This is a genomic window from Acidimicrobiales bacterium, from assembly GCA_016716005.1.
GTDB lineage: Bacteria > Actinomycetota > Acidimicrobiia > Acidimicrobiales > JADJXE01 > JADJXE01.
Genome location: JADJXE010000001.1, coordinates 1,763,359 through 1,776,328 on the forward strand (window position 1 = coordinate 1,763,359; position 12,970 = coordinate 1,776,328).

7 protein-coding genes and 1 pseudogene are annotated in these 12,970 nt (G+C 68.9%); all 8 read right to left on the minus strand.

Annotation, left to right across the window (positions count from 1 at the left end; all coding sequences use genetic code 11):
* Window positions 1-101 precede the first annotated feature (101 nt).
* A complete protein-coding gene (rpsJ, locus tag IPM45_08625; GenBank protein ID MBK9179623.1) occupies window positions 102-431 on the minus strand; it encodes a 30S ribosomal protein S10 in 330 nt (109 codons plus the stop codon).
* Between the two features lie 14 nt (window positions 432-445).
* A pseudogene (tuf, locus tag IPM45_08630) lies at window positions 446-1,632 on the minus strand (elongation factor Tu).
* Window positions 1,633-1,670: 38 nt separating this feature from the next.
* The gene (fusA, locus tag IPM45_08635; protein ID MBK9179624.1) at window positions 1,671-3,770 is read right to left on the minus strand and encodes an elongation factor G; all 2,100 of its coding nucleotides are present in this window, start codon (window positions 3,768-3,770) and stop codon (window positions 1,671-1,673) included.
* A 76-nt stretch (window positions 3,771-3,846) separates the two neighbouring features.
* Entirely contained in the window at window positions 3,847-4,317 is a 471-nt protein-coding gene (rpsG, locus tag IPM45_08640; protein MBK9179625.1) for a 30S ribosomal protein S7, read from the minus strand.
* A gap of 2 nt (window positions 4,318-4,319) precedes the next feature.
* A complete protein-coding gene (locus IPM45_08645; protein ID MBK9179626.1) occupies window positions 4,320-4,691 on the minus strand; it encodes a 30S ribosomal protein S12 in 372 nt (123 codons plus the stop codon).
* 124 nt (window positions 4,692-4,815) lie between these two features.
* Window positions 4,816-8,739 carry a DNA-directed RNA polymerase subunit beta' gene (locus IPM45_08650; protein MBK9179627.1) on the minus strand — a complete coding sequence of 1,308 codons (3,924 nt, stop codon included), beginning with the start codon at window positions 8,737-8,739 and terminating at the stop codon, window positions 4,816-4,818.
* Window positions 8,740-8,744: 5 nt separating this feature from the next.
* Complete coding sequence (locus IPM45_08655; GenBank protein ID MBK9179628.1) at window positions 8,745-12,335, minus strand: DNA-directed RNA polymerase subunit beta; 3,591 nt, start codon at window positions 12,333-12,335, stop codon at window positions 8,745-8,747.
* A gap of 254 nt (window positions 12,336-12,589) precedes the next feature.
* On the minus strand, window positions 12,590-12,967 hold the full coding sequence (gene rplL / locus IPM45_08660) for a 50S ribosomal protein L7/L12 (protein ID MBK9179629.1): 378 nt from the start codon (window positions 12,965-12,967) through the stop codon (window positions 12,590-12,592).
* Between the last annotated feature and the right edge of the window lie 3 nt (window positions 12,968-12,970).

Genomic DNA, 12,970 nt, shown 5'->3' on the forward strand with positions numbered 1-12,970 from the left:
CGCCCCGCCCCCGACGGGCGCGGCCCCGCCGACGACCCGGGCGGACGCGAAGGGGGCCGGCCCCCGCCGGGCCGGCCCCCTTTCACCCAGAGCTGCGGGCGCTACGCCTGCTGGATCTTGATCTCGATGTCCACGCCCGCCGGCAGGTCGAGCCGCTGGAGCGAGTCGACCGTCTTGGGGCTGGGCTCCAGGATGTCGAGGAGGCGCTTGTGGATGCGCATCTCGAAGTGCTCCCGGGAGTCCTTGTCCTTGTGGGGCGAGCGGATCACCGTGTAGCGGTGCTTCTCGGTCGGGAGGGGAACCGGGCCGCGCACGGTGGCCTGCGTCCGCAGGACCGTCTCGACGATCTTCTTCGTCGACTGGTCGATGATCTCGTGGTCGTAGGCCTTCAGCCGGATCCGGATCTTCTGCTTGGAGGCCGCGTCGGCCATGGTGCGCTCCCGCTCTACTTGACGATCGTGACGACGCGGCCGGCGCCGACGGTGCGGCCACCCTCGCGGATGGCGAAGCGCAGGCCCTCGTCCATGGCGATCGGCTTGTGCAGCTCGACGACCATCGGCGTGTTGTCGCCGGGCATGACCATCTCGGTGCCCTCGGGCAGGCTGATCGAGCCGGTCACGTCGGTCGTCCGGAAGTAGAACTGCGGCCGGTAGTTGTTGAAGAACGGCTTGTGCCGCCCACCCTCCTCCTTCGTCAGCACGTACACCTGCGCCTCGAAGTTCGTGTGCGGCGTGATCGACCCGGGCTTGCACAGCACCTGCCCCCGCTCGACCTCCTCCTTCTTCGTCCCCCGCAACAACGCCCCGATGTTGTCCCCCGCCTGCCCCTCGTCGAGCAGCTTGCGGAACATCTCCACCCCGGTGCACACCGTCTTCTGCGTCGGACGCAACCCGACGATCTCCACCTCGTCACCCACGTGCACCCGGCCCTGCTCCACCTTGCCCGTCACCACCGTGCCCCGACCCGTGATCGTGAACACATCCTCGATCGGCATCAGGAACGGCTTGTCCAGATCCGCTCCGGCTCCGGGATGAACTCGTCGCACGCCGCCATCAGCTCCAAGATCCCCGGCGTCCACTCCGGATCACCCTCCAGAGCCTTCAACGCCGACAACCGCACCACCGGCGCATCATCACCCGGGAACTCGTACTCGCTCAGAAGCTCCCGAACCTCCAGCTCCACCAGATCCAACAGCTCCGGATCGTCCACCATGTCGGCCTTGTTCAACGCCACCACGATGTACGGCACACCCACCTGACGGGCCAACAGCACGTGCTCACGCGTCTGAGGCATCGGACCATCCGCCGCCGACACCACCAGGATCGCCCCGTCCACCTGAGCCGCACCCGTGATCATGTTCTTGATGTAGTCGGCATGCCCCGGCATGTCCACGTGCGCGTAGTGCCGATTGTCCGTCTCGTACTCCACGTGCGCGATCGAGATCGTGATCCCCCGCGCCTTCTCCTCCGGCGCCTTGTCGATCTGATCGAACGGCGTGAACGACACCCCCGGATTCGCATCCGCGAGCACCTTCGTGATCGCAGCCGTCAGCGTGGTCTTGCCATGGTCGATGTGGCCCATGGTGCCGATGTTCACGTGCGGCTTGGTCCGCTCGAACTTGGCCTTGCTCATGGCTGTCCCCTGGTTCCTTTCTGAGGGAGGGTGCTTCGCTACTCGCCTCGGACCCGGGCCACGATCTCCTTCGAGATCGAGTCGGGGACCTGCTGGTAGGAGTGGAACTGCATCGTGTAGGTCGCGCGACCCTGGGTGCGCGACCGAAGGTCGGTAGCGTAGCCGAACATCTCCGACAGCGGCACGGTGGCCCGCACCACCTGGCTGTTGCCCCGCTGCTCCATGCCCTCGACCTTGCCCCGGCGGCTCGACAGATCGCCGATCACGTCGCCCATGTAGTCCTCGGGGGTGACGACCTCGACGGCCATGATCGGCTCGAGGAGCACCGGCCCGGCCCGACGGGCGGCCTCCTTGAAGGCCATCGAACCGGCGATCTTGAACGCCATCTCCGAGGAGTCGACGTCGTGGGCCGAGCCGTCGGTGAGGATCGCCCGGACGTCGACGGTGGTGTAGCCGGCGAGCACGCCGGCGTCGAGGGCGCTCTGGATGCCCTGGTCGACCGCCGGGATGAACTCCCGGGGCACCCGCCCGCCGCTGATCTTGTCGATGAACTCGTAGCCGCCGCCCGGACCGGTGGGCTCGAGATCGATCACCACGTGGGCGAACTGGCCCGCACCGCCGGTCTGCTTCACGTGGCGGTAGACCACCTTGGTCACCGGCTTGGAGATGGTCTCGCGATAGGCCACCTGCGGCTTGCCCACCGTGGCGTCGACCTTGAACTCGCGCAGCATGCGGTCGACCAGCACCTCGAGGTGCAGCTCGCCCATGCCCGAGATCACGGTCTGGCCGGTCTCCTCGTCGGTGCGCACCTGGAACGTCGGGTCCTCCTCGGAGAGCGCGAAGAGGGCCTTGCCCAGCTTGTCCTGGTCGGCCTTCGTCTTGGGCTCGACGGCCACGTGGATGACCGGCTCGGGGAACTCGAGCGACTCGAGGATCAAGGGGTGGCCGGGCTCGCAGAGCGTGTCGCCGGTGGTCGTGTGCTTGAGGCCGACGGCGGCGACGATGTCGCCGGTGAAGACGGCGTCCTTGTCCTCACGGTGGTTGGCGTGCATCTGGAGGATGCGGCCGATCCGCTCCTTGCGGTCCTTGGTGGTGTTGAGCACCTGGGAGCCGGCGGTGAGCTTGCCGCTGTACACGCGGAAGTACGTGAGCTTGCCCACGTAGGGGTCGCTCATGATCTTGAACGCCAGCGCCGAGAAGGGCTCGTCGTCGGACGGGGCCCGCTCGAGGTGCTCGATGCCCTTGAGGTCGAACCCCTGCACGGGCCGGAGGTCGAGCGGCGAGGGCAGGTAGTCGATGACGGCGTCGAGCAGCGGCTGCACGCCCTTGTTCTTGAACGCCGAGCCGCACATCACCGGGACCACCTCGTTGTCGATGGTGGCGGCCCGCAGGGCGGTGCGCAGGTCGGCGGCGCTGATCTCCTCGTCGCCGATGAACTTCTCGAGCAGGTTGTCGTCGTGCTGGCTGAGGACGTCGATGAGCTCGTGGCGCCACGTCTCGGCCTCGGAGACGAGGTCGTCGGGGATGTCGACGGTCTCCCAGTCGTCGCCCAGGCCGGCCTCGTCCCAGAGGAGGGCCCTCATGTCGAGCAGGTCGACGACGCCCCGGAAGTGGCCCTCGGCGCCCACCGGCAGCTGGATCACCGCGACGACGGCCTCGAGGCGGTCCTTGATGCTCTCGACGGCCTGGTAGAAGTCGGCGCCGATCCGGTCCATCTTGTTGACGAAGCAGATGCGCGGCACCCGGTACTTGTTGGCCTGCCGCCAGACGGTCTCGGTCTGGGGCTCCACGCCGGCGACGGCGTCGAACACCGCGACCGCGCCGTCGAGCACCCGGAGCGAGCGCTCCACCTCGACGGTGAAGTCGACGTGGCCAGGGGTGTCGATGATGTTGATCCAGGTGTCCTTCCACCGGCAGGTGGTGGCGGCGGACGTGATGGTGATCCCCCGCTCCTGCTCCTGGACCATCCAGTCCATGACGGCTGCGCCCTCGTGGACCTCGCCGATCTTGTACGTGCGGCCCGTGTAGTAGAGGATCCGCTCCGTCGTCGTGGTCTTGCCCGCGTCGATGTGGGCCATGATCCCGATGTTTCGGGTCCGGCTCAGCGGGAACTCTCGGATGGCAGGGCCGTCAGCCATGGCGCGTCACTTCTCGTCCGGTCTTCGGTCGGTCATCGGTCGGTCGCGGGCGCGGCGGCGGCCCGCGGGGCGCCGCCTACCAGCGGTAGTGGGCGAAGGCCTTGTTCGACTCGGCCATCTTCTGGAGGTCGTCCTTGCGCTTGATCGCGGCACCGACGCCGTTGGCCGCGTCGAGCAGCTCGTTGGCGAGTCGCTGGGCCATGGTCTTCTCCCGCCGCTGGCGGGCGTAGCCGACCACCCAACGGATGGCGAGCGTGTTGGCCCGGCGTGGCCGGACCTCGACCGGCACCTGGTACGTGGCGCCGCCCACCCGGCGGCTGCGCACCTCGAGGGGCGGCTTCACGTTGTCGATGGCCCGCTTGAGGGTGGCCACCGGGTCGTTGCCGGTCTTCTCCTGGATGGTGTCGAGCGCCTCGTAGACGATGTGCTCGGCGACCGTGCGCTTGCCCCGCTGCAGCACCTTGTTCACGACCTGGGTGACGAGGACCGACCGGTAGATGGGGTCGGGCATGAGCTCTCGGCGGGGGGCGGGACCCTTGCGGGGCACGGCTACTTCTCCTTCTTGGCGCCGTAGCGGCTGCGGGCCTGCTTGCGGTCGCGGACGCCCGAGGTGTCGAGGGTGCCGCGGATGATCTTGTAGCGAACGCCGGGCAGGTCCTTCACGCGGCCGCCGCGCACGAGCACGATCGAGTGCTCCTGCAGGTTGTGGCCCTCGCCGGGGATGTAGGCCGTGATCTCCATGCCGCTGGTGAGCCGCACGCGGGCCACCTTGCGCAGGGCCGAGTTCGGCTTCTTCGGGGTGTTCGTGTAGACGCGCGTGCACACACCCCGTCGCTGCGGGGCCCCCTTCAGGGCAGGGGTCTTCGTCTTCGAGGACTTGGATTCCCGGCCCTTGCGGACCAGCTGCTGGATGGTGGGCACGAACCGACCTCGGGAGCGTTCGACGTGGACGAAACGGCCGCCGACGGCCCCGCACCCGGGGCGACGGCGAACGGTGCATGTTACGGCGGCGGTCACCGCCGCGGCAATTCGGGTGGCGGGGACGTCAGCCGGCCGACTCCTCGGGGGAGAGCGGCGTGACCTCGGCCAGCGCCACCTCCCCGGGCTCCTCGTCGCGGCCGCCGTGCAGGCTGGCCAGCCACTCCGCCGGGCTCTGCTCGTCGGAGGACCAGAACGCCATCGGCTGGTAGTCGGGGGCCTCGATGTCGAACTCGCGGTACCGACCCATCCCGGTGCCGGCCGGGATCAGCTTGCCGATGATGATGTTCTCCTTGAGCCCGAGCAGGCCGTCGCTCTTGGACTCGATGGCGGCCTCGGTGAGCACCCGGGTGGTCTCCTGGAACGACGCCGCCGACAGCCACGAGTCGGTGGCCAACGACGCCTTGGTGATGCCCATGAGCTCGGGGCGCCCCTCGGCCGGCACCTTGCCGTCCTGGACAAGGGCCCGGTTCACGTCGGCGTAGACCTTCTGGTCGACCCGCTCGCCCGGCAGGAAGTCGGAGTCACCGGGCTCCTGCACGGCCACCCGGCGGGTCATCTGGCGCACGATCAGCTCGATGTGCTTGTCGTGGATCGACACGCCCTGGTCCCGGTAGACCTTCTGGACCTCCTCGACCAGGTACTGCTGGGTCTCGCGGACACCCTTGATCTCCAGCAGCTCCTTCGGGTCCCGGGGGCCCTCGACGAGCGCGTCGCCGGCCCGCACCTCCTGGCCGTCGACCACCTCGAGACGGCTGCCGGTGGGCACCGTGTAGACGTCCTCGGTGCCCTCGTCGCCGACGATCGTGATGACCCGCCCCTTGCCCTCGTCGTCGGCCAGCCGCACCACCCCCGAGGTTCGGGCGAGCACCGCCTTGCCGCGGGGGCTGCGGGCCTCGAACAGCTCGACGACGCGCGGGAGGCCGCCGGCGATGTCCTGGCCGGCGATGCCGCCGGTGTGGAAGGTCCGCATGGTGAGCTGCGTGCCGGGCTCGCCGATCGACTGGGCTGCGATCACGCCGACGGCCTCGCCCAGCTCGATCTCGCGGCCGGTGGCGAGGGAGCGGCCGTAGCAGTTGCCGCACACCCCGAACGACGTGTCGCACGTGAGCACCGAGCGAACCCGCACCGTGTCGACGGCCTCGTCGTCACGCAACGCGTCCATCTCGGCGTCGCCGATCACGGTGTCGCGGTCGAGGACCGTGCCGTCGGAGAGGGTGACCGGCTCGGCCAGGCAGCGGCCGAACAGCCGGGTCTCCAGGTAGGAGCGCCGGCCGGCCCGGTCGGGGCGGACGTTCTCGATCCACAGGCCCCGGCTGGTGCCGCAGTCGACCTCGCGGATGATGAGCTCCTGCGACACGTCGACGAGCCGTCGCGTGAGGTAGCCGGAGTCGGCGGTCCGCAGGGCGGTGTCGACCAGGCCCTTGCGGGCACCCGGCGTGGCGATGAAGTACTCGAGCATCGCCAGGCCCTCGCGGAAGTTCGACTTGATGGGCCGGGGGATCATGTCGCCCCGGGGGTTGGCCACCAGGCCGCGCATGCCGGCGATCTGGCGGACCTGCATCATGTTCCCTCGGGCACCCGAGCCCACCATCATGTCGATGGGGTTGAAGGGCTCCGCCTTCAGCGCCTTCTCCATGGCCGACTGGACCTCAGCGGTGGCGTTGGTCCAGATCTCGACCTCCTTCTGGCGCCGCTCACCGTCGGTGATGATGCCCCGCCGGAACTGCGTCTCGACCTTGTCGGCCTCCTTCTCGTACCGATCGAGGATGCCCGCCTTCTCGCGGGGCGTCTTCACGTCGTCGATGGAGATGGTGAGACCCGACTGCGTGGCGTACCGGTAGCAGAGGTTCTTGATGGCGTCGAGGCTCGACGCCACCACGGCCTTCGGGTAGCGGTCCGAGAGCCGCTCGGCGATCTCGCCCATGTCGCGCTTGCGCACGGGCCGGTTGAAGTCGACGAGGAAGCCGAAGTCGTCGGGTAGGGCCTCGCTGAGGAGCCACCGGCCGACCGTGGTCACCTGGTCGGCGGCGTTGCCGTCGCCGTCGCGGTCGCCGCGGATGGTGATCCGGGCGTGGAGCGACACGCCGCCCTCGTCGAGGGCCCGCTCGGCCTCCCAGCGGTGGCGGAACACGCGACCCTCGCCTGCGGCACCGGGGAGCTCGGCCGTGAGGTAGTAGGCGCCGATCACCATGTCCTGGGTCGGGACGACGATGGGACGGCCCGACGCCGGCGACAGGATGTTGTTGGCCGAGAGCATCAGCACCCGGCTCTCGGCCTGGGCCTCGGCCGACAGGGGCAGGTGGACGGCCATCTGGTCGCCGTCGAAGTCGGCGTTGAAGGCCGTGCACACCAGCGGGTGGATCTGAATGGCCTTGCCCTCCACCAGCACCGGCTCGAAGGCCTGGATGCCCAGGCGGTGCAGCGTGGGGGCCCGGTTCAGGAGCACGGGGTGCTCCTTGATGACCTCCTCGAGCACGTCCCACACCTGGGGGCGGCGGCGCTCCACCATCCGCTTGGCCGACTTGATGTTCTGGGCCAGCTCGGTGTCGACGAGCCGCTTCATGACGAAGGGCTTGAACAGCTCGAGGGCCATCAGCTTGGGCAGACCGCACTGGTGGAGCTTCAGGGTCGGGCCGACGACGATGACGGAGCGGCCCGAGTAGTCGACGCGCTTGCCCAGCAGGTTCTGGCGGAACCGACCCTGCTTGCCCTTCAGCATGTCCGAGAGCGACTTGAGCGGGCGGTTCCCCGGGCCGGTCACCGGCCGGCCGCGGCGGCCGTTGTCGAACAGCGCGTCGACGGCCTCCTGGAGCATGCGCTTCTCGTTGTTCACGATGATCTCGGGCGCCTGCAGGTCGAGCAGGCGCTTGAGCCGGTTGTTGCGGTTGATCACCCGGCGGTAGAGGTCGTTCAGGTCGGACGTGGCGAACCGACCACCGTCGAGCTGCACCATCGGCCGCAGCTCGGGGGGGATCACCGGCACGACGTCGAGGATCATGGCGCGCGGGTCGTTGACCCGGCGGCCGTGGTCGTCGCGACGGTTGAACGCCGACACGATCTTCAGCCGCTTGATGGCCTTCTGCTTGCGCTGGGCGGACAGGGGGCGCCGGCCCTCCTGCGGGTCGATGGCGTCGCGGAGCTTGCGCTCCTCCTCGTCGAGATCGATGCGGTCGATGAGCTGCTTGATGGCGTCGGCGCCCATCCCGCCCTCGAAGTACTCGCCGTAGCGGTCCTTCAGCTCACGCCAGAGGAACTCGTCCTCGATGATCTTGCGGGCGTAGAGGTCGCGGAACTCGTCGAAGGCCCGCTGGACCATCTCGAGATCCATCTCGTGGCGCTCGCGGAGCCCGGCGACCTCCTTCTCGGCGGCCCGCTGGCGGGCCTTCAGGTCGGAGTCCTTGGCGCCGTCGGCCTCGAGCGCCTCGACCTCCCTCTCCAGCTCCTTGAAGCGCCGGTCGACGTCGAGCTCGAGCTGCTTGCGGATCTCGTCGAGCTCCTCGGCCAGCTCGGCCTCCAGGTTGGGGAGGTCGTTGTGGCGGCGTTCCTCGTCGACCCAGGTGACCAGGTTGGCCGCGAAGTAGATGACCTTCTCGAGCTGCTTGGCCTTCAGCTCCTCACGGGGCTCGATGCCGGCCAGCAGGTACGCGAGCCACGAGCGCGTGCCGCGGAGGTACCAGATGTGCACCACCGGGGCCGCCAGCTCGATGTGGCCCATCCGCTCCCGACGGACCTTCGAGCGGGTGACCTCCACCCCGCAGCGCTCGCAGATGATGCCCTTGAACCGGACGCGCTTGTACTTGCCGCAGTAGCACTCCCAGTCCTTGGTGGGGCCGAAGATCTTCTCGCAGAAGAGGCCGTCCTTCTCCGGCTTCAGGGTGCGGTAGTTGATCGTCTCGGGCTTCTTGACCTCGCCGTGCGACCACGTGCGGATCGAGTCGGCCGTGGCCAGGCCGATCCGGATCTGGTCGAAGGTGTTGACGTCGAGCATGATGCTCAGTAGCTCCTCTCGCGGCGGCGCTCGTCTTCTTCGTCGCTGCCGCGCTCGGGGCGGCTCAGGTCGATGCCGAGCTCCTCGGCGGTGCGGAAGATGTCCTCGTCGAGCTCCCGCATCTCGATCTCCTTGCCGTCGGTGGAGAGCACCTCGACGTTCAGGCACAGGGCCTGCATCTCCTTGATGAGCACCTTGAAGCTCTCCGGGATGCCGGGCTCGGGGATGTTCTCGCCCTTCACGATGGCCTCGTAGACCTTGACCCGGCCGAGGACGTCGTCGGACTTGATCGTGAGCAGCTCCTGCAGGCAGTAGGCGGAGCCGTAGGCCTCGAGGGCCCACACCTCCATCTCGCCGAAGCGCTGCCCGCCGAACTGCGCCTTCCCACCCAGGGGCTGCTGGGTGATCATCGAGTAGGGGCCGGTCGACCGGGCGTGGATCTTGTCGTCCACGAGGTGGGCCAGCTTCAGGATGTAGACGTACCCGACGGTGATCTGCTGGTCGTACGGCTCGCCGGTGCGGCCGTTCTGCAGCTCGGTCTTGCCGTTCGAGCCGATCAGGCGCACCCCGTCGACCGACTCGGGACGCAGCTGCTCGAGCGCCCGCTTGATGGTGGGGTGGCGGCCCGCCTCCTCCTCCTCGTCCCAGTGGGCGCCGTCGAACACCGGGGTGGCGACGAACACCGACGGCGGGGTGACGGGTCGGGTCTTCGTCTCGGTGTTGCGCAGCGGCGCGTCGCCGACCGCGGCGCGACCGTCGACCTCCCATCCCCAGCGGGCCGCGTAGCCGAGGTGGGCCTCGAGGACCTGGCCCACGTTCATCCGGCTGGGCACGCCCAGGGGGTTGAGGATGATGTCGACCGGGGTGCCGTCGGCCAGGAACGGCATGTCCTCGATCGGGAGGATCTTGGAGATCACGCCCTTGTTGCCGTGGCGACCGGCGAGCTTGTCGCCCACGGAGATCTTGCGCTTCTGGGCCACGTACACCCGCACCAGCTGGTTCACGCCGGGGGGCAGCTCGTGGTGCTCGTCGCGACTGAAGACCTTCACGTCGATGACCTTGCCGGACTCGCCGTGGGGCACCTTGAGGCTGGTGTCGCGCACCTCGCGGGCCTTCTCGCCGAAGATCGCCCGGAGCAGGCGCTCCTCGGGGGTGAGCTCGGTCTCGCCCTTGGGCGTGACCTTGCCCACCAGCACGTCGCCGGGGCCCACCTCGGCGCCGACGCGCACGATGCCCCGCTCGTCGAGGTCCTTCAGGATCTCCTCGGAGAGGTTCGGGATGTCCCGGGTGATCTCCTCCGGGCCGAGCTTGGTGTCGCGGGCGTCGACCTCGTGCTCGTGGATGTGGATCGAGGTGAGCACGTCGTCGCGGACCAGCCGCTCCGACAGGATGATGGCGTCCTCGAAGTTGTAGCCCTCCCACGGCATGAAGGCCACGAGGAGGTTCTTGCCCAGGGCCAGCTCACCGTGGTCGGTGGACGGGCCGTCGGCGAGGACGTCGCCCTTCGTGACCCTCTGGCCCTCGCGCACCAGCACCCGCTGGTTGATGCAGGTGTCCTGGTTGGAACGACGGAACTTGGCGATCCGGTGGACCTTGCGACCGAGCTTCGCGTACTCGATCGCGAGCGAGTCGCCGTTCACCTCGGTGACCGCGCCGTCGTCGAGCGCCAGGAGCATGTCGGCGGCGTCGCGGGCCGCCCGGGCCTCGATGCCGGTGCCGATGTAGGGCGCCTCGGTCCGCAGGAGGGGCACGGCCTGGCGCTGCATGTTGGCCCCCATCAGGGCCCGGTTGGCGTCGTCGTGCTCGAGGAACGGGATCAGCGCCGTGGCCACCGAGACGATCTGCTTCGGCGACACGTCCATCAGCTGCACCTCGTCGGGCGGCACGAAGCCGACCTCGGTGGTGGCGCCGAAGAAGACGTCGCGCTCGAGCTGGAGCTTCAGCTCGGAGAGGCTCGCGGCCTGCGGGCTCCTGCGGACGAGGACCCGGCTCTCCTTGAACAGGCCGTCGGCCGTGAGCGGGGCGTTGGCCTGGGCGACGACGTACTCCTCCTCCTCGTCGGCGGCGAGGTACAAGATGTCGTCGGTGACCTTGCCGTCGACCACCTTGCGGTAGGGGGACTCGATGAAGCCGAACTCGTTCACCCGGGCGTACGTGGACAGCGCACCGATGAGGCCGATGTTCGGGCCCTCCGGCGTCTCGATGGGGCACATCCGGCCGTAGTGGCTGAAGTGCACGTCGCGCACCTCGAAGCCGGCCCGCTCACGGGACAGGCCGCCGGGCCCGAGTGCCGACAGGCGGCGCCGGTGGGTGAGCCCCGAGAGGGGGTTCACCTGGTCCATGAACTGCGAGAGCTGGCTGGTGCCGAAGAACTCCTTGATCGCCGCGACCACCGGACGGATGTTGATGAGCGTCTGGGGCGTGATCGCCTCGACGTCCTGGGTGGTCATGCGCTCGCGCACCACCCGCTCCATGCGGGACAAGCCGATGCGGACCTGGTTCTGGATGAGCTCACCCACCGAGCGGATGCGCCGGTTGGCGAAGTGGTCCTGGTCGTCGAGGCGGTAGCCGGGCTCGCCCTTGGCGAGGTGCAGCAGGTAGCTGCACGCGGCCAGGACCTCGCAACGGCTCAGCACGTCCTGGTCCGCGCCGGGCGCGTCGACGAGATCGGCGCCCAGCGCGTAGATGCCGCTCAGCTTGGCGACCTCGGGCCCGAGCTTGCGGTTCAGCTTGTATCGCCCGACCCGGCTCAGGTCGTAGCGCCGGTTCTCGAAGAAGGCGTTGTTGAAGTAGGCCCGGGCCGACTCGACCGAGGGCGGCTCGCCCGGCCGGGCGCGCTTGTAGATCTCGACCAGCGCCTCGTCCCGGGAGGGAGCGAGGAAGCGGTCCTTCTCCCACTGGCCCTCGAGGAAGTCGAACCGGCGCACGAAGCTCTCGAGGAAGCCCGGGGCGTTCTCCTCGTCGTAGCCGAGGGCTCGCAGCAGCACGAACATGGACAGGCGGCGCTTGCGGGCGACGCGGGTGCCCGCGGTGACGTCCTTGCCGGGCTTCTGCTCGACGTCGAACTCGATCCACTCGCCGCGGTAGGGGTGGATCGTGCCGGTGACCAGCTGGTGCTTGGCCAGGTTCCGGAGGCGGAAGCGCTCGCCGGGCTGGAAGATCACGCCGGGCGAGCGCACGAGCTGGGAGACGACCACCCGCTCGGTGCCGTTGATGATGAACGTGCCCTTGTCGGTCATCATCGGGAAGTCGCCCATGAAGACCGTCTGCTCCTTGATCTCGCCGGTCTGGGCGTTCATGAAGCGGGCGCGCACGAAGATGGGCGCGGAGAAGGTCATGTCCTTCTCCTTGCACTCCTCGACCGAGAACTTGGGCGGCGGGCGCAGGTCCTCGTCGTCGGGGTCGAACTCCAGCTCGAGCTGGAGGGTCTCCGTGAAGTCCTTGATCGGGCTGATGTCGCGGAAGGTCTCGGCGAGCCCCTGGTGGAGGAACCACTCGAAGGACTCGCGCTGGATCGCGATCAGGTCAGGGAGATCGAGGACCTCATCGAGGTTGGCGAAGGAGTAGCGCTCGCGAACGGCGGTGCGGGAAGGCAACGACGGGTCCTCCGGGACGAACGGGGGCGGATGCCGGGGCGCGGCAGGTCAGCGGGCACAAGTCGGGGACATGACGCGGGCACGCACGGCAACCCGTGAGGGTACGCGCCGAGGCGTCAGAAAGCAACCCGCACGCGGCCCGGGGCCGGCGGGTGCCCGGCAGGGTAAGAGGCCCGGTCCCGGCTGTCAACGACGCCGGCCCCGGTGCACCTCGCCTCGGGCCGGGCGACCCCGCCCGAGGCGAGCGACGGTGGCTACCTGAGCTCGACGGTGGCACCGGCCCCTTCGAGCTGGGCCTTCGCCTTCTCGGCGTCCTCCTTGGACACCTTCTCCAGCACCGGCTTGGGCGCGCCGTCGACCAGGTCCTTGGCCTCCTTGAGACCCAGGTTGGTGAGCGCCCGGACCTCCTTGATGACCTGGATCTTCTTCTCGCCGGTGACAGTGAGCACGACGTCGAACTCGTCCTTCTCCTCGACGACCGGGGCGGCTTCGCCCCCACCGCCGGCGGCGGCCACGGCCACCGGGGCGGCGGCGGTCACGCCGAAGCGCTCCTCGAAGTCCTTGAGCAGCTCGCTGAGCTCGAGGACGGTCATGGCGGAGATGGCGTCGAGGATCTCGTCCTTGGTGGGCATGGT